This is a genomic window from Streptomonospora nanhaiensis (assembly GCF_013410565.1).
GTDB lineage: Bacteria > Actinomycetota > Actinomycetes > Streptosporangiales > Streptosporangiaceae > Streptomonospora > Streptomonospora nanhaiensis.
This window is the reverse complement of record NZ_JACCFO010000001.1, coordinates 2193352-2213956: the sequence shown is the minus strand read 5'-3', so window position 1 is coordinate 2213956 and position 20605 is coordinate 2193352. Positions and strand designations below refer to the sequence as shown.

The 20605-nt window shown below is 75.4% G+C and carries 20 protein-coding genes and 1 pseudogene; 9 read left to right on the top strand and 12 right to left on the bottom strand.

What is annotated here, in order from left to right:
- Positions 1-70: 70 nt before the first annotated feature.
- From HNR12_RS09485 to HNR12_RS09475, 3 genes are all read right to left on the bottom strand, one after another.
- A complete protein-coding gene (locus HNR12_RS09485; protein ID WP_179767143.1) occupies positions 71-397 on the bottom strand; it encodes an AtuA-related protein in 327 nt (108 codons plus the stop codon).
- Positions 394-1731 (bottom strand): acyclic terpene utilization AtuA family protein, encoded by a 1338-nt coding sequence (locus HNR12_RS09480; RefSeq protein ID WP_179767142.1) that lies wholly within the window; start codon positions 1729-1731, stop codon positions 394-396. Before HNR12_RS09480 ends, HNR12_RS09485 begins: the two co-directional genes overlap by 4 nt.
- 68 nt (positions 1732-1799) lie before the next feature.
- A complete protein-coding gene (locus HNR12_RS09475; protein ID WP_179767141.1) occupies positions 1800-3161 on the bottom strand; it encodes a CitMHS family transporter in 1362 nt (453 codons plus the stop codon).
- A gap of 124 nt (positions 3162-3285) precedes the next feature.
- On the opposite strand from HNR12_RS09475, the gene HNR12_RS09470 reads away from it, so the two are divergent.
- The gene (locus HNR12_RS09470) at positions 3286-4212 is read left to right on the top strand and encodes a LysR family transcriptional regulator (protein ID WP_179767140.1); all 927 of its coding nucleotides are present in this window, start codon (positions 3286-3288) and stop codon (positions 4210-4212) included.
- A gap of 36 nt (positions 4213-4248) precedes the next feature.
- Here HNR12_RS09470 and HNR12_RS09465 read toward each other — a convergent pair whose 3' ends face one another.
- The 5 genes and pseudogenes from HNR12_RS09465 to HNR12_RS09445 form a co-directional block, all read right to left on the bottom strand.
- The gene (locus tag HNR12_RS09465) at positions 4249-5136 is read right to left on the bottom strand and encodes an alpha/beta fold hydrolase (protein WP_179767139.1); all 888 of its coding nucleotides are present in this window, start codon (positions 5134-5136) and stop codon (positions 4249-4251) included.
- A 186-nt stretch (positions 5137-5322) separates the two neighbouring features.
- The gene (locus HNR12_RS09460) at positions 5323-5928 is read right to left on the bottom strand and encodes a TetR/AcrR family transcriptional regulator (RefSeq protein WP_179767138.1); all 606 of its coding nucleotides are present in this window, start codon (positions 5926-5928) and stop codon (positions 5323-5325) included.
- A gap of 31 nt (positions 5929-5959) precedes the next feature.
- A pseudogene (locus tag HNR12_RS09455) lies at positions 5960-6829 on the bottom strand (oxidoreductase).
- Between the two features lie 241 nt (positions 6830-7070).
- Positions 7071-7592, bottom strand: a complete 522-nt coding sequence (locus HNR12_RS09450; RefSeq protein WP_179767137.1) for a MarR family winged helix-turn-helix transcriptional regulator — start codon at positions 7590-7592, stop codon at positions 7071-7073.
- On the bottom strand, positions 7589-8224 hold the full coding sequence (locus HNR12_RS09445; RefSeq protein WP_179767136.1) for a DJ-1/PfpI family protein: 636 nt from the start codon (positions 8222-8224) through the stop codon (positions 7589-7591). Before HNR12_RS09445 ends, HNR12_RS09450 begins: the two co-directional genes overlap by 4 nt.
- Positions 8225-8719: 495 nt before the next feature.
- Here HNR12_RS09445 and HNR12_RS09440 point away from each other — a divergent pair, with 495 nt between their 5' ends.
- The 4 genes from HNR12_RS09440 (at position 8720) to HNR12_RS09425 (ending at position 12672) form a co-directional block, all read left to right on the top strand.
- Positions 8720-9664: a sulfotransferase family protein gene (locus HNR12_RS09440; RefSeq protein ID WP_246425042.1), complete on the top strand. Its 945-nt coding sequence runs from the start codon at positions 8720-8722 to the stop codon at positions 9662-9664.
- Positions 9661-10161 (top strand): hypothetical protein, encoded by a 501-nt coding sequence (locus HNR12_RS09435; RefSeq protein ID WP_179767135.1) that lies wholly within the window; start codon positions 9661-9663, stop codon positions 10159-10161. The genes HNR12_RS09440 and HNR12_RS09435 overlap by 4 nt, the downstream gene beginning before the upstream one ends.
- Positions 10158-11372, top strand: a complete 1215-nt coding sequence (locus HNR12_RS09430; RefSeq protein WP_179767134.1) for a glycosyltransferase family 4 protein — start codon at positions 10158-10160, stop codon at positions 11370-11372. The genes HNR12_RS09435 and HNR12_RS09430 overlap by 4 nt, the downstream gene beginning before the upstream one ends.
- Before the next feature lie 124 nt (positions 11373-11496).
- Positions 11497-12672, top strand: a complete 1176-nt coding sequence (locus HNR12_RS09425) for an aminotransferase class I/II-fold pyridoxal phosphate-dependent enzyme (RefSeq protein WP_179767133.1) — start codon at positions 11497-11499, stop codon at positions 12670-12672.
- 45 nt (positions 12673-12717) lie between these two features.
- Here HNR12_RS09425 and HNR12_RS09420 read toward each other — a convergent pair whose 3' ends face one another.
- Together HNR12_RS09420 and HNR12_RS09415 are read right to left on the bottom strand one after the other, a co-directional pair.
- A complete protein-coding gene (locus tag HNR12_RS09420; protein ID WP_179767132.1) occupies positions 12718-13803 on the bottom strand; it encodes an S-(hydroxymethyl)mycothiol dehydrogenase in 1086 nt (361 codons plus the stop codon).
- 123 nt (positions 13804-13926) lie between these two features.
- A complete protein-coding gene (locus HNR12_RS09415) occupies positions 13927-14808 on the bottom strand; it encodes a LysR family transcriptional regulator (protein WP_179767131.1) in 882 nt (293 codons plus the stop codon).
- A gap of 126 nt (positions 14809-14934) precedes the next feature.
- Between HNR12_RS09415 and HNR12_RS09410 the strand changes: the two genes are divergently transcribed.
- The 3 genes from HNR12_RS09410 (at position 14935) to HNR12_RS09400 (ending at position 17198) form a co-directional block, all read left to right on the top strand.
- Positions 14935-15471 (top strand): NUDIX hydrolase family protein, encoded by a 537-nt coding sequence (locus tag HNR12_RS09410; RefSeq protein ID WP_179767130.1) that lies wholly within the window; start codon positions 14935-14937, stop codon positions 15469-15471.
- Between the two features lie 156 nt (positions 15472-15627).
- The gene (locus HNR12_RS09405; protein WP_179767129.1) at positions 15628-16275 is read left to right on the top strand and encodes a DUF4956 domain-containing protein; all 648 of its coding nucleotides are present in this window, start codon (positions 15628-15630) and stop codon (positions 16273-16275) included.
- A complete protein-coding gene (locus HNR12_RS09400) occupies positions 16272-17198 on the top strand; it encodes a VTC domain-containing protein (RefSeq protein ID WP_308251241.1) in 927 nt (308 codons plus the stop codon). Before HNR12_RS09405 ends, HNR12_RS09400 begins: the two co-directional genes overlap by 4 nt.
- Positions 17199-18272: 1074 nt before the next feature.
- On the opposite strand, the gene dhaL is transcribed toward HNR12_RS09400, so the two are convergent.
- A complete protein-coding gene (gene dhaL, locus HNR12_RS09395) occupies positions 18273-18902 on the bottom strand; it encodes a dihydroxyacetone kinase subunit DhaL (protein WP_179767128.1) in 630 nt (209 codons plus the stop codon).
- Positions 18903-19058: 156 nt separating this feature from the next.
- The gene (dhaK, locus tag HNR12_RS09390; RefSeq protein ID WP_179767127.1) at positions 19059-20057 is read right to left on the bottom strand and encodes a dihydroxyacetone kinase subunit DhaK; all 999 of its coding nucleotides are present in this window, start codon (positions 20055-20057) and stop codon (positions 19059-19061) included.
- 72 nt (positions 20058-20129) lie between these two features.
- On the opposite strand from dhaK, the gene dhaM reads away from it, so the two are divergent.
- On the top strand, positions 20130-20537 hold the full coding sequence (gene dhaM, locus HNR12_RS09385) for a dihydroxyacetone kinase phosphoryl donor subunit DhaM (protein WP_179767126.1): 408 nt from the start codon (positions 20130-20132) through the stop codon (positions 20535-20537).
- Positions 20538-20605 lie beyond the last annotated feature (68 nt).

Here is a 20605-nt window from a genome sequence, read left to right as displayed (position 1 = left end):
CCCGCCGAGGGCGCCGCAGGTCGCGGGCCTCGCACGGCCGCCCGGCCGCCGCGCGAAGGCCCGCCCGGCCTCACCCGGGGGCGCCGGGCACCTCCACCTCCAGCTCCAGCAGGGCCGAACTGAGGCTCTTGCCGTGGGCGTCCAGGTGCAGCGAGGTGGTGACGGTGTCCTCGGGCGCGCGCGGGCAGACGAAGATCAGCGCGGCCAGGTTGTCCAGCCGGTGGCGCACCACCGGTCCGGCCACCCGGTCGGCCAGGTGCGCGGCCACCGCCTCCGGTGTCACCGCCGCGCACAGCGCCGGGTACCACGCCGGGTCGTAGGGGATCAGCGAGATCGTGTTCAGGTTGCCCTTGTCGCCCGCGCGGGCGTGGGCCACCTCGTGCAGCCGCACCCTCATCGCCCCGCGCCCCCCTCCAGCACGACGACCCCGGTCTCCACCCGCTCGCGCGGGATCGTTGTCGACAGCACGCCGATGACCTCCTCGGTACCCACGCGCAGGCCCCCGCCCCCGGCGGGGCCGGAGGTGTAGAGCGCGCTGACCTCCTCGCCGACCGCCTCGGCCGCGGCCCGGTCCGCGGCCAGGCCCGCCACGCGCAGGCGGCACTCATAGGGCTCGGCCGCGCCGGCCAGCGCGGCGCCGTGCAGCGCGCTGTGGCCCACGATGTCCACGCGCAGCCGGGCCGGCACCCCGGCGAGCCGCTCGCGCACCACCTCGGCGGCCAGCCGGGCTCGGGCCAGGGCGCCGGTGCCCGCGTAGCCGATCTCGCCCTCGCCGCGGAACCCGGCGCGGTAGCCGACGCTGACCTTGAGCTCGGCGGGCCGGGGCCGGCCGCGCGCGCCGCGCACCGCCACCCGGTCGCCGCCGGTGTCGGTGACCGCCACCGCGCTCATGTCCAGCGTGACGTCGGGGGTCAGATACCCGCGCGGGTCGGTGACCTCGTAGGTGAGCTGCTCGACCACGGTCATGCGGTCCACCCGGCCGCCGGTGCCGGGCAGCTTGGTGACCACGGCGGCGCCGTCGGAGTCCACCTCGGCCAGCGGGTAGCCCAGGTCGGCCAGGCCGGGCACCGGCTTGCGCCCGGGGTCGGCGAAGTAGCCGCCGGTGACCTGGCCGGCGCACTCCAGCAGGTGGCCCACCAGGGTCCCCGCCGCCATGCGCGCCCAGTCGGCGGTGTCCCAGCCCAGGGTGTGCGCCAGGGGCGCCAGGAACAGAGAGGGGTCGGCGGCGCGCCCGGCCACCACCACCGCCGCGGGGGTGTCCAGGGCGGGCAGCAGGGCGTCGGCGCCGATGTAGGCGTTGGCCGAGACGAGTTCGCCGTGGGCCTCCAGCGGCAGGCCGTCCTCCCAGGCCGGAGCGGTGCGGTCGAGGCGGTCCAGGACGTCGTCGCCGGTGACGGCGGCCACGGTCGTGGGCACGCCCAGCTCCGCGCCGAGCGCCCGCACCATGCGGGCGGCCCCCACGGGGTCGGCGGCGCCGGCGTTGGTCACCAGCCGGGTGCCGGTGCGGTGCAGGGGCTCCAGCAGCAGCCGCATGCGCTTGGCCAGCATGGGGTCGAACCCGCCGGCGGGGTCGGCGAGCCGGCGCAGGGCGGCCAGCGCGACGGTGCGCTCGCCCAGGCACTCCAGGGCGATGACGTCGAGGTCGCCTCGTTCGACGAGGTCGACCGCCGGTGCGGTGCGGTCGGCGGCGAATCCGGCGCCGCAGGCGATCCGGGCCTGTGCGGTAGTCACGTGCCTCGCTTCCGTGGGACGTACGGGACGGGGATGCGGGGAGCGGCGGCCGGGGCCGAAGCCCGGTCTCAGCCGGCCCACAGCGGGACGACCCCGGTGGCGACGGCGGCGGCCAGCACGACCAGGCTCACCAGCCACGCCCAGGGCAGCAGGTAGCGGATGTGGGCGCCGATGGAGACCCCCGACAGGCCGGTGAGCAGGTAGAAGGAACCGGTGAGAGGGCTGATGGGGAACCCGACCGTCTCCTCGCCCACGATCGACGCCTGGGCCAGGGTGGTGGCCGGCACGCCGAACGTCTCGCCCACGGCGGTGAGCACCGGCAGCACCGCGAAGTAGTAGGCGTCGGGGCCGAACAGCAGGCTCAGCGGCACGGCGAGCACGCCCACCAGCAGCGGCAGGCCGGGCCCGACCGCCTCGGGCATGGCGCCGGTGAGCGCGCGGGCCATGCCCTCGATCATGCCGCTCTCCTCCATGACCCCGAGGAACACCCCGGCGGCCAGGAGGGTGCTGGCCATGAGGATCGCGCCCTCGGCGTGGGCGTTGACGCGGTCGGTCTGGGCCTTGAGCCCGGGGTAGTTGACCACCAGGGCCACGACCAGGGCGAGCATGAAGACGAGTTCGGGCGGCAGCACGGCTGAGACCAGCGCGGCCACGGTGGCGGCGGTCAGGGCGGCGTTGAACCAGAAGAGGCGGGGGCGGCCCAGCGCCGCGCCGCGGTCCTCGGCGGTGCCCTCCCCGCTGGGGGCGGGTGCGGCGGACGCGGCCGCGCCGCCCGGCGCGCCCGCACCGGCGGGCGCGGGCACGGGCGCCTCGGCGGCCAGGCGGGTCCGCTCCCTGCGGCCCAGCAGGTAGGCGATGGCCAGGCAGGCCGCGATCCCCGCCAGTTGCGCCGGGATCAGCGGCACCCACAGCGCGTTGGCGTCGGCGCCGATGGCGGTGGCCGCGCGGGCGGTCGGGCCGCCCCACGGGACCAGGTTCATGATGCCCGCACCCAGGCCGGTGAGCGCCGCCAGCACCAGGCGGCGCATGCCCAGGGCCTCGTAGAGCGGCAGCATCGCCGGGATGGTGATGAGGAAGGTCGTGGCGCCGGCGCCGTCGAGGTGGGCGAGCATCGCCAGCACCACCGTGGCCACCGCGACGGTCACCGGGTTGTGCCCGGCGAAGCGCAGCACCCGGCGCACCACGGGGTCGAACAGCCCGGCGTCGCGCATGACGCCGAAGTAGAGGATGGCGAACACGAACATCGCCGCGGTGCCGGCCACGCCCGCGATCCCGGTCGCGGCGAACTCCCCGATCTCGGCCGGGCCGAACCCGGCGGCCAGGGCCGCCGCCACGGGCGCGGCCGTGAGGGCGACCACCGCCGAGACGCGGTTGGACAGCAGCAGGCCCAGGACGGCGGCGATGGTCGCGAAGCCCATGGCGGTCAGCATGGCGGGGTCCTTTACGGCTGCGGGTGAGCGGCAGGGGGTGTGATGCGCCTCACCCGCCCGATGCTGCCAATCGTTTCCGTTGCGTGTCCAACATCAATATCCGAAGAACCTATGCTTCCCAGGCATGGATCTGACGCTGCGCCAGCTCGCCGTCTACGCCGCCGTGGCCCGCGCCGAGAGTTTCACGGCGGCGGCGCGCGAGCTGCGGGTGGCGCAGTCCTCGCTGAGCCGCACCGTCCTGGAGATCGAGCGGGTGCTGGGCGTGCGGCTGCTCGACCGCACCACGCGGCGCATCCGGCGCACGCCCGAGGGCCAGCAGGTGCTGGAGGCCGCCGAACGCGTGCTGGCCGCCCACCGCGTCGAGATGGCGGGGCTGGAGCGCTACCTGGCGGGGGAGCGCGGCGCGGTCACCATCGCGACCCTGCCCTCGGTCGCGGCGGCGCTGCTGCCCCCGGTCATCGCCCGGTTCCGGGCCCAGCGCCCGGGGATCGCGGTGCGCATCCTCGACGGGATGTCCGACACCGCCCTGGAGCGGCTGGCCGCGGGCGCCGCCGACCTCGCCATCACCGTGGCCGACCGGCTGCCCGCCGACCTGCGCGCCGAGCCGCTGGTGGAGGACCGGTTCTTCGCGGTGCTGCCGCCCGGCCACCCGCGCGCCGGCGCCGCCGCGCTGGCGTGGGCCGACTTCGCCGGCGAGGAGTTCATCGCCGTGGGCGCCGACTCCAGCGTGCGCGCCGGCACCGACCGCGCCTTCGCCGAGGCGGGGGTCCGGCCGGCCGGGGTCATCGAGGCGGGCAACGTGTCGACCGTGGGCGGGCTGCTGGCGGCCGGGCTGGGGGTGTCGGCCATGCCGGCGCTGGTGGAGGTGCTGATGAGCTTCGCGTCCTACGTGCGGCTGCCGCTGGCGGCCCCGGTGCTGGACCGGCGGCTGAGCGTGGTGGTGCCGCGCGGGCGCCGCCTCACGCCGCCCGCGCGCGGCTTCCTGGAGTGCCTGCGGGGCCTGCGGGAGGAGGGCCATCCGCTGCCCGCCGACGTGCGCTGGGCCGGCTGACCGGCGCACGTCGGCGGGCGGCACGGGGGCCGCGGGCTAGGCGCGGTCCAGCACGGCGCGCAGGGCCGCGGCGAACTCCGCGGGCGCCCCGAGGAAGCCCCCGTGGTCGCCGGGGAACACGGTCGGCTCGACGCCGAGCAGGTCGGCCAGCGCCGTGGTGGTCCGGTGGGTGAGCAGGTGGCCGGAGTCGGCGCCGATCCCCACCACCACGCGGGCCGCCCCGGCCGCCACCTTCGCGGCGTCGGGCACATAGCGGGTGGTGGCCTGGAGCTGGTGGACGAAGAAGTGGCGGGTGTCGGCCAGGTCCTGCTCGGAGGGCTCCTCGGGCGCCGCCTGCGGCGCCGCCTGCGGCGCCGCGTCGGCCGCCTCGGCCGCCTCGGGATCGCCCGGCCCCGTGTCGAACCCGGCGTTGGCCATGAACTTCATCCAGGCGGCACCCGGGCCCTCGCGGTGGAAGGTGGCCACGATGTCGTCGGTCGCGGCGCGGTGCTCGGCGGCGTCGGGCAGCAGCTCGGTCAGCGGCGGCTCGTGGGCGACCAGGGTGCGGACGCGGCCGGGGTGGCGCTCGGCCATCGCCAGGCCGGTGACGGCGCCGCCGCTGCTGCCGAAGACGTCGGCGGACTCCGCGCCGAGGGCGTCGAGGACGGCGACGGCGTCGTCGGCGCGCAGCTGCGGCGTGCTGTCGTGCTCGGGGCCCTCGATGCGGCTGCCGGCGGTGCCGCGCGGGTCGTGGGTCACGACGGTGTGGTCGGCGGCCAGGGCGTCGGCGAGCCCGGCGAAGTGGTCGGCGCTCATCGGCGCGCCGATGAGCATGAGCAGCGGCCCCCGGCCGCGGACGGTGTAGCGCAGGCGGGCGCCGGGAACCGCGAGGCGGTGCGCGCCGGAGGCGGTGGGGGTGTCGGCGGTGTGGTCGGTGCTGGTCATGGGCGGTCCTTTTCGATGGTCGGCCGCTGTCGGTCGGGCGCGCTCCGGTGCGGGCGGGCCCGCCCGCACCGGTAGCGCACAGGGCAGACCGTCCGGAGGGCGCGGACTCATCGCCGTCCGCGCCGCCTTTACCGGATTGGCCGGTTGTTCATCACGGCCCGGGGCACCCGCGACCCGGCCGCCGCGCTAGGCGGTGCGCGGCCAGCCGGCCACCAGCGCCCGCACCGCGACGGCGGCGCGGTCGGCCGCGGTCCGCGCGTCGGCGCCTCCGGGCGGCTCGTCGGCCAGCAGCATCGCGTGCCCGTGCGCGCTGGCCGCGGCGGCGAGCGCGAGCGCGTCGGCGTCGCCGGTGGCGCCGAGCAGGTCGCGGGCGGGGCCGGTGAACTGCTCGGACACCCCCCGGCCCGCGCTGAGCAGTTCGGGGTGGGCGGACTTGTCCAGGCCCGAGTGGTAGAGCACGTGGAACAGCGCGGGCCGCTCGGCGGTGAAGCGCACGTAGGCGCGGGCGGCGGCGGCCAGCCGGTCGGCGGGGCCCGCCTCCTCGGCGGTGGCCGCGGCGAGGTCGGCGGCGAGCCGGTCGGCGGCCCGGGCCGCCGCGGCGGCCAGCAGCCGGTCGCGGTCGGCGAAGTGCCGGTAGGGCGCGGCCGAGGTGACCCCCAGCCGCCGGCTCGCCTCGGCGATCGAGAACCCGCCCACGCCCCGTTCGCCGATGATGGCGATCGCGGTGTCGATCAGCGACTCCCGCAGGTCGCCGTGGTGGTAGGGGCGCTTGCGCGGTTGGGGCACGGGCATCAGCGTAGGCCACGGCGCGCGGCGCCCGGCGCTAGAGCGCGAACCGCACCCCGGTCAGCTCCTCCGAGGCCGCCCACAGCCGCTCGGCCGCCGCGCGGTCGTGGGAGGCCGGGCCGGACGCCACCACGGCCGGCAGCCCCCGCGACTGCCCCAGGCCGGCCGGGCCGACGTACTCGCCGCCGCGCAGGCCCGGGTCCACGGCCGCGCGCACCGTGGGCAGCGCCCCCGCGCGCGCGGACTGGGCACCGGTGTAGGCCAGCCGCAGCCACCAGTCGGGGCGGCCGCCACCGGTGCGGTGGCCGGTGGAGATCAGGCGCGACCGCGCCGCGCCGGGGTGGCAGGCAAGGGAGAGGGCGGTGTGCCCGGCGGCCTTGAGGCGGCGGTCGAGCTCGTAGGCGAAGAGCAGGTTGGCCAGCTTGGAGCGGCCGTAGGCGGCCCACTTGCCGTAGGAGCGCTCGGCGTGCAGGTCGGCGAAGTCCAGGGTCCGGCCGCGGTGGCCCCCGCTGCTGACGGTCACCACCCTGCCCTGCGGCGCGGCCGTGACGGCGCCGATCAGCAGGCCGGTCAGGGCGAAGTGGCCCAAATGGTTGGTGCCGAACTGAAGCTCGAACCCGTCCTCGGTGGTCTGCCGGCGCGGGACGGCCATGATGCCGGCGTTGTTGCACAGCGCGTCGATGACCGGGCGGCGCTGAAGCAGGGCGGCGGAGAAGGCCCGCACCGAGGCGAGCCGGGCGAGGTCGAGTTACATGGGGTCCAGGGAGGCGGCGGGGACCTCGGCGCGCAGCCGGTCGGCGGCCTCCTCGGCCTTGCCGCCGCGGCAGGCCGGCACGACGTGGGCGCCGGCGCGCGCGAAGGCCAGCGCGGCCTCGAATCCGATGCCGCTGTTGGCGCCGGTGACCACGACGGTGCGGCCGTGGAGGCGGGGGATGTCGGCGGGGGTCCAGCGGGGGGCGGTGGCAGTGGGCACGGTCGCTCCTATATAAGTGCCTCTAACTATGTGAGTGACAGTAACATCGGAGCGCGCGCGGCGCCACTGGCGCGGACGCGCGGGCGGGAAGGGGAGGGGGAGGAGCGGGCGGCAGGAGAAGCGGCGGCGGCCCGCGCCGTGGGGCGCGGGCCGCCGCCGGGAGCGGGGCCGAGGGTCAGGCGCCGGCCGGCTCCGCCGGAGGGGGCGCGGCGGCGGCCTCCTCCAGGGCGTCGCCGAGCCGGCGCATGGCCGCCACGGCCGCCGCCAGGTCCGCCGGGCCCAGTTCGGCGGCCAGGCGGTGGGCCAGGGCGTGGTGGGCGGGGTCGATCCGCTGGACGGCGGCGCGGCCCTCGGCGGTGGGGGCCAGCAGTTTGGCGCGGCGGTGCGCCGGGTTGGGCCGGTACTCGGCGAGGCCCTTGGCCACCAGGAGGTCGGCGACGCGCTGCACGCTCTGCCGCGTGATGCCCATGGCCCGGGCGACCTCGGCCACCGGCAGCGGCGCGCGCAGGACCGCGCCCAGCACCTGCCACCACGCCGCCGTCAGCCCCGCCGGGCGAGCCAGGTCCTCGGCCACCGCCAGGAACCGGCCGTTGAGCCGGAAGGCGGTGAGGGCGGCCTCCGACAGCAGTCGCTGGGCGGCGTCCTCGCCGGCGGGGGCGGGGCCTGCCGGGGCCCCGCCGTCCGCGGCGGCGCTCACGCCGCTCCGCCCTCGGCCGCCATCAGGGCGCCGAAGGCCGAGGGGTCGTGGGCGGAGAACAGCTTGTACCAGGCGGCCAGCACCTCGGGCCGGTACAGCCCGAGCACGGCGAACACCTCGCGGGCGAACTCCACCGGCGCCGTGGGGCCGGCGGTGATGAGGCCGCCGTCGGTCACCGCGAGTTCGTCGCGGTAGTGTGCGGTGCCCCGGTAGCCGGTGGCCGCGAGGTCCTCGGCGCTGCCGGAGGTGTGGGCGCGGTCGTCCAGCAGGCCCTCGCGGGCGAGGCCCACCGTGGCGCCGCAGATGGCGGCCACCGGGGCGCCGGCCGCCAGGAACGCGCGGGCCGCGCGGGTGAAGGGGGCCAGCGCGTCGGGGTCGGTGTACCAGCAGTTGGAGCCCGGGAGGATCAGCAGGGCGCTGTCCGCGGGGTCGAGGTCGGCCAGCGCGAGGTCGGGGGCCACCCGCAGGCCGCCCATGGTGGTGACCGGGTCGGCGGTGGCGCCCACCGTGACGACCTCGTAGCGGTCGGGCCCCTCCTGGAACTCCCCGTTGCGGATGTGGGCCACGGCGTGCCCGGTCTCCCAGTCGGCGAGGTCGTTGTAAACGGCGAGGTGCACGGTCTTCGTTGTCATGACAGTATTCTGTCAAAAAGGCAGCATGCTGTCAATCTGCGGGCCGCGCGGCTCCCGGCTGGGGAAAAGGTATCGGAGGGTGATCACTCCTGTGCTATATGTGATCGTGGGCCGGCGGTGGAAGAGCGTCAGGAGAGGAGCCGGCCACCGGGCCAACGGGCGGAACACGCGGGCGCGCCGGGCACTCGGGGCGGCGGTTATCGTGGCAGGGGCCGCGCCGTCGGCCGGCGGGCACCGGCCCCGTCGCGGTTCCCGGGCTCAGGGCGCCGCGGTCGGTTTCACGCGGAGGGCCGCGGAGCGTATGCGTTTCGCGGCCGTGGAACCGGCGCGTCGGCCCCGAATCCGTCGCGCGTCGGCGGCCGTCCCCGGTCGGACACACGTGCCCGCGCCAGGATCGCCCGCCCCGGTGGCGCGGGGGTGGCCGCCGCCCGGCATCGGCGTAAACACCGCACGTACGTTCCCTTTTGCTCTCAGTCGAAAAGAGCCATAAGTTCCATGAGCATGGATCTTCTACGCAAGATGAACTCGGCGCTCGGCGCCAGCATGGGCGTTGAGCTGCGCAGAGTGCGCAAGAAGCCGGACACCGCCCCGGCCGGCGCCGCCCCGAAGACCGCGGCCGAACCCGCAAAGAAGGCCAAGGCCCCCTCGGTGTCCTACCGCCCGCCGCAGGACCCCGCGCTGGACCGCCTGCTCGACCGCCCCGTGTTCGTCATCTCGCCGGTGCGCTCGGGTTCCACCCTGCTGCGCCTGCTGCTCAACGGCCACTCCCGCCTGCACGCCCCCCACGAGCTGCACATCCGGCGCCTGGAGGTGCACTTCCGCACCAAGCTGTCCCAGCGCGCCATGGAGGAGCTGGACCTCCAGCGCGGCGACCTGGAGCACCTGCTGTGGGACCGCGTGCTGCACCGCGAGCTGGTGAAGTCGGGCAAGGACTTCATCGTCGAGAAGACCCCCAGCAACTCCTTCGTCTACAAGCGCCTGGCGGCCTGCTGGCCCGACGCCCGCTTCATCTGCCTGCTGCGCCACCCCGTGTCCATCGCCCGCTCCTGGCACGAGGCCGACCCCCAGAAGCGCACCGTCGACGAGGCCAACGAGGACGCCCTGCGCTACATGAACGCCGTCCAGCGCGCCCGCGAGGGCCTGGAGTCCTCCCTGACCGTCCGCTACGAGGACCTCACCGCCGACCCCGCCGCCGAGCTGAAGCGCATCTGCGACCACCTCGACATCGACTTCGAGCCGCAGATGCTCGACTACGGCCAGAGCACCGAGGGCAACTACACCAAGGGCCTGGGCGACTGGAAGGACAAGATCCGGTCCGGCAGCGTGCAGCCCGGCCGCAAGCTGCCCGACCCCGACGAGATCCCCGAGATCCTGCGGCCCATCAGCCAGACCTGGGGCTACGTGGAGTCCGGCGCGCGCGAAGGGGCAGTGGTCTCGTGAGCGTCCAGAGCCGCGCGGACACCCCGCTCGCCGAGATCGCCGAGGTGTGGCCGCGCGACGGCCGCATCCGCGTCGTCGGCGACATCCACGGACACCCCGACCCCGCGTCCACCCGGTGGCTCCTCGTCCTGCAGCTCCGCGACCACGACACCCGCCTGACCTACGACCTCCCCGGGGCGGGCGCCCGCTTCGACGCCGCCGTGCCGCTGGCCGACCTCGTGCCGGCCGACCCCGGCACCCGCGCGGCGGCGGTCAAGTGGGACCTCTACCTCGCGCCCGAGGACGCCGCCGACCTGGGCACCGACCACTGGCTGCGCGTCGGCCGCCGGCTCGACGACATCCGCGGCAAGAAGAAGATCATGGTCTTCCCGGTGCAGTACGTCCGGAGCGACGACGGAACCGCGCTGGCGATCCAGCCGTTCTACACCATCAAGGACAACCTGTCCGTCGAGTGCGCCCCCCACCCATCCGAGTCCCCCGGGCAGGCAACACCATGAGGATCCGCTACCTGCTGCTCAACGCGTTCGGCACCGGCGGCACCATCCGCACGGTGTTCAACCAGGCCAACACGCTGGTCGAGCGGGGCAACGACATCGAGATCGTCAGCGTGGTGCGCCACCGCGACACCCCCGTCTTCCCCCTCGACGACCGGGTGCGGCTGACCACCATCATCGACGAGCGCGGCACCGACACCGGGGCCACGCAGGCGGAGCCCGCGTCCGGCCTGGTGTCGCGCTACCGCTCCTGGGACACCACCCGCCTCAAGGCCAAGCCCGGCGCCGTGGTGCCCGCCGGGGAGTTCGGCGCCGAGTACTTCACGCGCTACGTCGAACGCGAGGTCATCCGCTACCTCAAGGGCGTCCACGACGGCATCCTGGTGTCCACCCGGCCCGCGCTGAACATCCTGGTCGCGCGCTACGCCGACCCCGGCCTGGTCCGGGTCGCCCAGGAGCACATGAACCTGGGCACGCACCGCAAGGACGTCCAGCAGGCCATCGCACGCTACTACCCCCGCTTCGACGCCGTCGCCGTGCTCACCCACCGCGACCGCGCCGACTACGAGAAGCTGCTGCCCCGCACCCGGGTCGTGCGCATCCCCAACGCCGTGCACTCCCTGGACCAGGTGCCCTCCGACCACAGCAACAAGATCGCCCTGGCCGCGGGCCGGCTCATCCCGCAAAAGGGCTTCGACATGCTGATCCCCGCCTACAAGCAGGTGGCCGAGCGGCACCCCGACTGGCAGCTGCGCATCTTCGGCACCGGCAAGAAGAAGGCCGAACTCCGGGCCCTCATCGAGGAGCACCACCTCTACAACCACGTGTTCCTCATGGGCCACACCGACCAAATGGACGACGAGCTCGCCAAGGCGTCCTTCTACATCCTCAGCTCGCGCTTCGAGGGCCTGCCCATGGTCGTCATCGAGGCGATGACCCACGCGCTGCCGGTGGTCAGCTTCGACTGCCCCACCGGCCCCGCCGACGTCATCACCGACGGCAAGGACGGCATCCTGGTGCCGCCCAAGGACACCGACGCGCTGGCCGAGGCGATCTGCACGCTCATGGCCGACCGCACGCTGCGCGCCGACATGGGCGCCGCCGCGCTGGAGACCTCCCGCGGGTACGCGCCCTCGGTCGTGCACCCCATGTGGGAGGAGCTGTACGGCGAACTCACGGCGGCCCGCGGCGGCACCAGGCAGCCCGCGTCCTAGAGTTGGCCTGCCAGGCGCCGGGCGGCGTCTGCCCGCGTACTCCGGGCGCCGCCCCCGCCACCGCGCCGCCCCGCGCGTGCGCGCCGCGCCCGGCACCGCCGCCAGCCGACCGGAAGGGGCGCCTGTGAGCCGGGTGAGCACGTTCGACGCCGTGACCATCGACACCCTGCGGGCGCGCGGCAGCCTGAAGTGGACCCTCCACGGCGACCGCAGCCTCGGCGCGTTCGTCGCCGAGATGGACTTCGGCACCGCGCCCGCCGTCCTGGACGCGCTGCGCGCGGCCGTGGACTCCATGGCCTTCGGCTACCTGCCGCCCCGCGCCGCCGCCGAGCTGGCCGCCGCCTGCGCCCGGTGGCAGCGGGAGCGCTACGGCTGGGCGGTCGACCCCGCCCGCGTCCACCCGCTGGCCGACGTCCTCAACGGCTTCGAACTCGCCGTGCGGCACTTCTCGCGTCCCGGCAGTCCCGTCATCCTGCCGACCCCGGCCTACATGCCGTTCCTGAGCCTGCCCGCCACTCTGGACCGCGCCGTCATCGAGGTCCCCATGGTGCGCGACGGCGGCCGGCACGTGCTCGACCTCGACGCGCTCGACGCCGCCTTCCGCGCCGGAGGCCACCTGCTCGTGCTGTGCAACCCGCACAACCCGCTGGGGCGGGTGCACACCGCCGCGGAGCTGACCGAGCTCAGCGCCGTGGTGGAGCGCCACGGCGGCCGGGTCTTCGCCGACGAGATCCACGCGCCGCTGACCTACCCCGGCCACCGGCACATCCCCTACGCGTCGCTGTCGCCGGCCACCGCCGCGCACACCGTGACCGCCACCTCGGCGTCCAAGGCGTGGAACCTGCCGGGCCTCAAGTGCGCGCAGCTGATCATCAGCAACGACGCCGACGCCGCGGCCGTCGAGCGGCTGGGCCCCTACACCTTCAACGGCGCCAGCACCCTGGGCGCGGCCGCCAACACCGCCGCCTACACCGCGGGCGGGCCCTGGCTGGCCGACGTGCTGGCCTACCTCGACGGCAACCGCGAAGCCCTGGCCGGCCTGCTGGCCGAGCACCTGCCCGCCCTCGACTGGACCGCGCCCGAGGGCACCTACCTGGCCTGGCTGGACCTGCGCCCGCTGGGCCTGGGCGACCACCCCGCCCGCGTGCTGCGCGAGCGCGCCGGGATCGTGCTGGTCGACGGCCCCGACTGCGGCGCGCCCGGGCTCGGGCACGCGCGCCTCAACTTCGCCACGCCCCGCCCGATCCTGCGGCGGATCGTCGCCGGGATCGCCGAGGCGGCCCGCGGCGGCCCCGCCTGAGCCGCGGCCGTGCCGCGGGCGGTGCCGCCGCGGGCCGCCCGCGTCCTACAGCAGCACCACCGAGCGCAGCACGTCGCCGCGGTGCATGCGCTCGAACGCGCCCTCCACATCGTCCAGGGCGATGGTCTCGGACACGAACGCGTCGAGGTCGAGCCGGTCCTGCAGGTAGAGGTCGACGAGCATGGGGAAGTCGCGGCTGGGCAGGCAGTCGCCGTACCACGACGACTTCAGCGCGCCGCCGCGCCCGAACACGTCCAGCAGCGGCAGTTCCAGGGTCATCTCGGGCGTGGGCACCCCCACCAGCACCACCGTGCCGGCGAGGTCGCGGGCGTAGAACGCCTGCCGGTAGGTCTCGGGGCGGCCCACCGCCTCGATGACGACGTCGGCGCCGAACCCGCCGGTCAGCTCCCGGACGGCCTCGACCGGATCGGTCGCGCGGGAGTCCACCGTATGGGTGGCGCCCAGCCGCGCGGCGGTGTCGAGCTTGCGCCGGTCGATGTCGACGGCGATGATCCGCGCCGCCCCCGCCAGCCGCGCCCCCATGACGGCGGCGGTGCCCACCCCGCCGCACCCGATGACCGCGACGCTGTCGCCCCGGCCCACGCCGCCGGTGTTCAGCGCGGCGCCCAGACCGGCCATCACGCCGCAGCCCAGCAGCCCGGCGGCGGCGGGCGCGGCGCGGCGGTCGACCTTCGTGCACTGCCCGGCCGCCACCAGGGTCTTGTCGGCGAAGGCGCCGATCCCCAGGGCCGGGCTGAGCGGCGTGCCGTCGGCCAGGGTCATCGGCTGGGCGGCGTTGTGGGTGTCGAAGCAGTACCAGGGCCGGCCCCGCCGGCAGGCGCGGCACTGGCCGCACACCGCCCGCCAGTTCAGCACGACGAAGTCGCCGGGCTCGACCTCGGTGACCCCGGCGCCCACCGACTCCACCACGCCGGCCGCCTCGTGGCCCAGCAGGAAGGGGTAGGTGTCGCTGATACCGCCCTGCTTGTAGTGCAGGTCGGTGTGGCAGACCCCGCACGCCTGCACCCGCACCACCGCCTCGCCGGGGCCCGGGTCGGGAACGACGATCGTCTCGACCGCCACCGGGGCGTCCTTCTCACGCGATACGACTCCGCGGACTTCCTGCGCCATGGGGCCTGCCTCCTTCGTTGCCGCGCGGCCTGGGGCGGTGCGCGCCCGCGCCCGCCCGCACCCCTCACCCGGCCATCGTCGCCAGCGGCGCCGCCCGCGTCCAACACCTGTTTCGGATCGAATTCAGCACGGCGGGTGCTGAATCATCGCGGCGAGCGCCTGCGCCGCCGCACCGGGCCGCCGCGCGGCCGAGGTCGCCACGCCCACCCGCCACGCCGCGGCGGCCGCCAGCGGCACCGCCCGCAGTGTGGCGGCCTGCGGCTTGGCCGTGACGGGCCGGGGCACCACGGCCACCCCCAGCCCGCGGGTGACCAGGTCCAGCAGCGTGAACACGTCACTGACCTGCATGGCGACCTGGCGGCGCACGCCGGCCGCGCTGAACGCGGCGTCGGCGGCCCGCCGCGACCCCCAGTCGGGGTGCAGGTCCACGAACACCTCGCCGGCCAGCCGCTCCAGCGCCACGGCCCCGCCCGCGCCGGCCAGCGGGTGGTCGGGGCGGCACAGCAGCAGCATCGGCTCCTCGGTCAGCGGCTCCAGCCGCACGCCCTGCGGGGGCGCCACACCCGCCACGAACGCGAGGTCCAGTTCGCCCGAGCGCACGCTCTCCAGCAGCCGCGCCGAGCCGGCCTGCACCAGGTGGACCTCGACCCCGGGGTGGCGGGTGCGGAAGTCGGCGAGCAGGGCCACCGGCTCGATCGCGGCCATGCACTGCTCGGTGCCCACGCGCAGCGTGCCGGTCAGCAGCCCGCCCACCGCCTTCACCGCCTCGCGCGCCGCGGTGGCGCAGGCCAGGGTGCGCCGGGCCTCGGTCAGCAGGGCCCGCCCGGCCTCGGTGAGCCGCACCCGGCGCGTGGTGCGCACGAACAGGTCGGCGCCCAGTTCGCGCTCCAGGGCGCGCACTGAGGCCGACAGGCCGGACTGGGCGATCCCGAGCACCTCGGCCGCCCGGGTGAAGTGCTGCTCCTCGGCGACCGCGACGAAGTGCTCCAGGTGCCGTAGCTCCATGACTCGCAGGATAGAAGCCGAAGGCCCGCCGGGGCAGGGCTTCGGCCGCTCCGGTGCCCGCCCGCCGCGTCCCCGGGGCCGGGGCGGGTGCCCTCCGGCCCGGCCCCCATGCGGTAGAACGGCGTCATGACCGAAACGACGGACACCTCGCCCGGCTGGCTCACCCGCACCGACCTCGACGAGGTGCGCGGCCGGCTGCCCATCGTCTATGTCAACGCCGTTCCGGTGCGGGTCGACGAGTCCGGCTCGGTGACCAGCGTCGGCCTGCTGCTGGGGGTCTCGCCCGACGGCAGCATCAGCCGCTCCCTGGTGTCGGGCCGGGTGCTCTACCACGAGCGGATCCGCGACGCCCTGCTGCGCCACCTGGAGAAGGACCTCGGACCCGTGGCGCTGCCCCAGGTGCCCGCCTCACCGCAGCCCTTCACCGTCGCCGAGTACTTCCCGACCCCGGGGGTCACGCCCTTCCACGACCCCCGCCAGCACGCCGTGTCGCTGGCCTACATCGTTCCGGTCACCGGCGACTGCCGCCCCCGCCAGGACGCCCTGGACCTCGTCTGGTTCTCGCCGGAGGAGGCCGCGGGCCCCGGCGTGGCCCAGGAGATGAGCGGCGGTCAGGACGTTCTGCTGCGCCAGGCCCTGGCCCACGCGGGACTGGCGCCCTGACACCGGGCGCGGGCCCGTCCGAGCGGTGTTTTAGCGGTTGATGAAGGTTTCCTCACGGGTCGCTCACTGACTTTTCATCGCCTGTCCGCAGAGTCTTGGGTGGTGCCCCTTGGTCTGGACCGGGCACCGCCACCCGTGCGGGAAGTGAGGAAACGAGTGAACGTGACGGTTCTGCCCGCGCTCGCCGCCGACGTGATCGCCATCGCCGTGCTGGCCTGCCTCATCTACTACCGGCGGCACCGCCGCGCCGACCTGATGTTCGCCTACATCGCCCTCAACACCGGGATCTTCACGGTGTGCACGCTGCTGATGTCGCAGCGGGTGGAGTTGGCGATCGGGTTCGGCCTCTTCGGCGTGCTCTCGATCATCCGGCTGCGCTCCGACGAGATCAGCCAGCGCGAGGTCGGCTACTACTTCGTCGCACTGGCGCTGGGACTGGTCAACGCGCTGGCCCAGGGCTCCTTCGGCGTGCTGATCGGGCTCGACCTGCTGCTGCTGGCCACGATGTACGTCGCCGACCACCCGGCGCTGACCGGCCGCTCGCGCCGCCGCGTGGTGGTCCTGGACGTGGTGCACCACGACGACGCCGGCCTGCGCGCCGACCTGGAGCGGCGGCTGCGCGCCCCGGTCACCAAGGTCGTGGTCAACGAGGTCGACTACGTCCGCGACGCCATGGTGGTCGACGTCCGCTTCCTGGCCGACCGCCGGCCCGAGGACGCCTGGCCGGCCGTCCCGGCGCGGCTGGCCACCCGGCTGAGCCGCGCCAACGGCGCCGGCTCCGCCGCCGCGGGGGAGCGGCGGTGAGCGCCCGCCACGCCGAGACCGCCGCCGCGGCGGCCTTCCCCGGCATGGAGCTGGCCGAGGTGCGTGCGCGGGCCGAGCTGCAGACCCGCCGCGACCGCAAGTACCTCGTCCGCCGCGACGTGTTCCTCGCCTTCCTGGACCGGCTGGCCGACCAGGGGGACTGGTCCATCCTGCAGATCGGGGGGATGCGCCGGTTCCGCTACTCCTCGACCTACTTCGACACACCCGACCTGCTGACATTCCGCCAGCACCGCCAGGGCCGGCGCCGAAGATTCAAGGTCCGCACCCGCAGCTACCTCGACACCGGCGCCTGCACCTTCGAGGTCAAGCTGGAGGGCGCCCGCGACGCCACCGTCAAGCAGCGCAGGGAGCACCCCTTCGCCCTGCGCGACGAGTTGACCGACGACGCGCGCGCGTTCCTGGCCGAGGTGCTGCGCGCGGGCTACGGCGTGGACCCGCCGGGCGAGCTGATCCGCACCGCCGTCACCGCCTACTGGCGGCGCACCCTGGTGCAGCGCTCGGGCACCGCACGGATCACCTGCGACACCGGGCTGGTGTGCCGCTCGGAGGCCGCCGCCGTGGTGGCCGACCCCGGCTGGGTGGTGGTGGAGTGCAAGTCGGCGGGGCCGCCCACCGCCGCCGACGCGGTGCTGGCCGACCTGGGGGAGCGGCCCCGGCGCATCAGCAAGTACTGCCTGGCGGCGGCCGTGCTCCACCCGGGGTTGCGCGCCAACCCCTGGCGGCGGTCGCTGCGCGACTGGTTCGGCACCGAGGACGCGGAGTCGCCGCCGCTGCCACCCGCACGGCGCCGACCGGAGACGTCCCGCCCGCGCGCGGCCCCCGGCGCCAACGAGGCACCCGGCGTACCGGTTGCGCCCGCCGTACCCGCCGCTCCCTCCGAGGCGGGCGGACGCGCGGCCTGAGACGGCGTGGTCTGTGGCGGTGGTGGCGGCGGTGGTGATGGGTGCCTGGGGTGGGTGGTGGTCGGGTCGGTTGGCGGTGGCTGGGGTTGTGACGGGGGCGGCGGCGGGGGTTCGGGTCGGTGGTGATCGCGGTGCTCGGCGGTGGTCGGGCTCGGCGACGGGACGGCGACGGCGGCGGGTGTTCGGGCGGGTGGTGGTCTGGTCGGTCGGCGGTGGTCGGGGTTGTGACGGGGGCGGGTGGCCTGGGGTGGGCGGGCCTGTCGGCGGCCGCTCAAGCGGGCGCGGAGTCAGAGGGCGGGACGCGGGCTCTGGCGCCGCTGTTCCGACCGTTGACATACGGTCGGGAGAGACCCCTCATTCAGAAAACGGGACAAGTCAATCACGGAGTCGTTGAAATCTCACATGGTGAGACGAAAACGGTCTCTTTCATCACGAAATACGGCTGTGGTGCGCCTTTTTGAAGGGCAGAGCATTTTCGTCGGCCACGGAAACGGGCATTGACGACAAAAGGGTGTGGCGTGCGCCTCGGGTGTCTCATCATGCGGACACTGTGGCCTCATGGGACCGCTTTGGCGTCGTGACGGCCTCTTATGGCAGCGACAAAAGGGGCGACTCGCGATAAAGCGCCGCGCCCGGCCCAGACGATCTGCGGATTTGCGTCACCCGCTCCATTCAAGTTGGGCCCTCCCGCGCGGAAACGGGGGGCCATGGCCCCCGCCGTACGGGAGGGGTGTCCGCCTACACTCGGCCCCACCAGCCGCACCCCGACCGATTGACCGCCCCCGCCCGTCGCCACGCTGATCATCCGCCCACCTGGCCGATGACCGCGCGCCCGCACGCGCCTCGCGTCGGCGCCCCGATGCCGCCCCAACCACCCGCTTGGGGTACCGATGACCGCACGCCCGAGGCTCCGCTTGGCTTCGGCGCCCTCGTCGCAACCCGACCATCCGCCCCGCTGACCGCTGACCGCTGACCGCTGACCGACGGCCGGGCGCCCCCGTCCGCCCAACCCAGCCCGCTCCTGTCCGCACAACCCCGCCCGCGCCCGTCGCCCGACCCAGTGCGCCCCGGGTCTCAGCCTGCCGCTGCGGCGGTGTCGGCCAGCGCCCGGAACACCAGGGCCGTGGACGCCGCGCCCGGGTCCTCGTGGCCCTTGCTGCGCTCGCCCAGGTAGGACGCCCGGCCCTTGCGCGCCTGCAGCGGCTCCGTGGCCCGCGCGCCGTCCTCGGCGGCGGTGGCCGCGGCCTGCGCCGCCTCGGCCAGTGCCGCGCCGCGCTCGGCCGCGGCGGTGAACGCCTCGACGGCGGGGGTGTAGGCGTCGACCATGGTCTTGTCGCCGGGCTGGGCTCCGCCCAGCCTGCGGACCTCCTCCAGGCCCGCGGCAAGCGCGGCGGCGACCTCGGCCGGGTCGGCGCTCGCCCCGGTGAGCCGCTTGCCGGCCGCGCGCAGCGCGCTGCCGTACAGCGGGCCCGACGCCCCGCCCACCTTCGAGACCAGGGTGGTACCGGCCTTGACCAGCACCGCGCCCACCGTTTCCGGCTGGAGGGCCTCCACCGCCTCGGCCGCGGCCGCGAAGCCCCGGTTCAGGTTGGCCCCGTGGTCGCCGTCGCCGATCGCGGCGTCCAGGTCGCTCAGGTGCTCGCGGTTCTTCTCGACGGCCACGGCCACGGCCCGCACCCACGCGCGGGCGAGTTCGATGTCCACCGGTGGCTCCCTTCCCTTCGGATCCCTTCGGACTTCCCTTCGGACCTTCGAGTCCGGCCTCGGTGCTGCCGGCACCGGGGCGCCGCCCGCCTCGGGCGCGCCCCGCACCGCCACCCTGCCCCATCGCGCCCCGCCCGCACCGGCCGGGGCACCCGCTCACATGCCCCAGCGCAGCCCGGGCGTGCTCACCGGGGCGTCCCACAGCGCCAGCATCTCCGGGTCGGCGCCGCACAGCGTGATCGAGCAGCCCGCCATGTCCAGGCTGGTGACGTAGTCGCCCACCAGGCTGCGGGAGATCCGCACGCCGCGCTCGCCCAGCAGCCGGGCGACCTCGCCGTAGACCAGGTACAGCTCGCTCAGCGGCGTGCCACCCAGACCGTTGACCAGGGCGATCACCTCTTCACCGGCCGCCGGGGCGCGGTCCTGGAGGATCGCCTCGACCATGTCGGCGACGATCTCGCGGGCCGGGCGCAGCCGCTCGCGGCGGCGGCCGGGCTCGCCGTGGATGCCCACGCCCACCTCGATCTCGTCGGCGGGAAGGTCGAACCCGGGGCGCCCGGACGCGGGCGTGGTGCCGGCGGTCAGCGCCACCGCGAAGGACCGCGACGCGGCGTTGACCCGGCGGCCGACCTCGGCGACCGCCTCCAGGGAGTCGCCGCGCACCGCCGCGGCGCCCGCGATCTTCTCGACCAGCAGCGTGGCGCCGGTGCCCCGGCGGCCCGCGGTGAACGTGGAGTCCTGGACCGCGACGTCGTCGTCCACCAGCACGGTCTCGACCCGCACGCCCTCGTCGCCGGCCAGTTCGGCGGCGAGGTCGAAGTTCATGACGTCACCGGTGTAGTTCTTGACCACCAGCACCACGCCCGCGCCGGAGTCGGCCGCGCGCACCGCCGCCACCACCTGGTCGGGCACCGGGGAGGTGAAGACCTCGCCGGGGCAGGCGGCGTCCAGCATGCCCTCGCCCACGAACCCGGTGTGCAGCGGCTCGTGGCCCGACCCGCCGCCCGAGACCAGCCCCACCTTGCCGGGGACCGCACCCCGGGCGCGGGTCACCACACGGTTCTCCAGGTCCACCGCCAGGTCCGGATGGGCGGCGGCGAACCCGGCCAGCGCGTCGGTGAGGTAGGTGTCGGCGGAGTTGAGGAACTTCTTCATGTCGGGCTCCCGCGGTCTGCGAAGGCGGTGACGCGCGTCACGGCGTGCGCGCCGATCAGTAGCCTAGGGGCCATGGAGACCAAGGACACGGCCGTGGGGGTCGTTCTCGTGTCGCACAGCGCCAGACTCGCCCAAGGACTGAGCGAGCTGATCGACCAGCTCGGATCGGCGGGCGGGCGCGTCTTCTGCGCCGGGGGCACCGACGACGGCGGGATCGGCACCTCCTACGAGCGCATCGCGGCCGCCGTCGCCGAGGCGGACTCCGGCGCGGGCGTGGTGGTGCTGCCCGACATCGGCAGCGCCGTGCTCACGGCGCGCATGGTGCTGGAGGACGACCCGCGCGACGACGTGGTGCTGGTCGACGCCCCGTTCGTGGAGGGCGCGGTGGCCGCCGCGGTCACGGCCGGCACCGGGGCCGACCTCGCCGCCGTCGTCAGCGCCGCGCGCGAGGCCCGCCAGGCGGCCAAGATCCCCGACTGAGGCCGCCGCGGGTCCCGGCGAAGCCCGGCGCGTGGTCGGAGCCCGGGAGCGCGGTCGGAGTCCCGAAG

What these genes read in the sequence shown, in the direction of transcription:
- HNR12_RS09415 (WP_179767131.1), bottom strand. Translation starts at nt 14,808, where the DNA reads ATGGAGCTACGGCACCTGGAGCACTTCGTCGCGGTCGCCGAGGAGCAG.
- HNR12_RS09440 (WP_246425042.1), top strand. Translation starts at nt 8,720, where the DNA reads ATGAGCATGGATCTTCTACGCAAGATGAACTCGGCGCTCGGCGCCAGC.
- HNR12_RS09465 (WP_179767139.1), bottom strand. Translation starts at nt 5,136, where the DNA reads ATGACCAGCACCGACCACACCGCCGACACCCCCACCGCCTCCGGCGCG.
- dhaK (WP_179767127.1), bottom strand. Translation starts at nt 20,057, where the DNA reads ATGAAGAAGTTCCTCAACTCCGCCGACACCTACCTCACCGACGCGCTG.
- HNR12_RS09460 (WP_179767138.1), bottom strand. Translation starts at nt 5,928, where the DNA reads ATGCCCGTGCCCCAACCGCGCAAGCGCCCCTACCACCACGGCGACCTG.
- HNR12_RS09410 (WP_179767130.1), top strand. Translation starts at nt 14,935, where the DNA reads ATGACCGAAACGACGGACACCTCGCCCGGCTGGCTCACCCGCACCGAC.
- HNR12_RS09420 (WP_179767132.1), bottom strand. Translation starts at nt 13,803, where the DNA reads ATGGCGCAGGAAGTCCGCGGAGTCGTATCGCGTGAGAAGGACGCCCCG.
- HNR12_RS09470 (WP_179767140.1), top strand. Translation starts at nt 3,286, where the DNA reads ATGGATCTGACGCTGCGCCAGCTCGCCGTCTACGCCGCCGTGGCCCGC.
- HNR12_RS09475 (WP_179767141.1), bottom strand. Translation starts at nt 3,161, where the DNA reads ATGCTGACCGCCATGGGCTTCGCGACCATCGCCGCCGTCCTGGGCCTG.
- HNR12_RS09445 (WP_179767136.1), bottom strand. Translation starts at nt 8,224, where the DNA reads ATGACAACGAAGACCGTGCACCTCGCCGTTTACAACGACCTCGCCGAC.
- HNR12_RS09485 (WP_179767143.1), bottom strand. Translation starts at nt 397, where the DNA reads ATGAGGGTGCGGCTGCACGAGGTGGCCCACGCCCGCGCGGGCGACAAG.
- HNR12_RS09430 (WP_179767134.1), top strand. Translation starts at nt 10,158, where the DNA reads ATGAGGATCCGCTACCTGCTGCTCAACGCGTTCGGCACCGGCGGCACC.
- dhaM (WP_179767126.1), top strand. Translation starts at nt 20,130, where the DNA reads ATGGAGACCAAGGACACGGCCGTGGGGGTCGTTCTCGTGTCGCACAGC.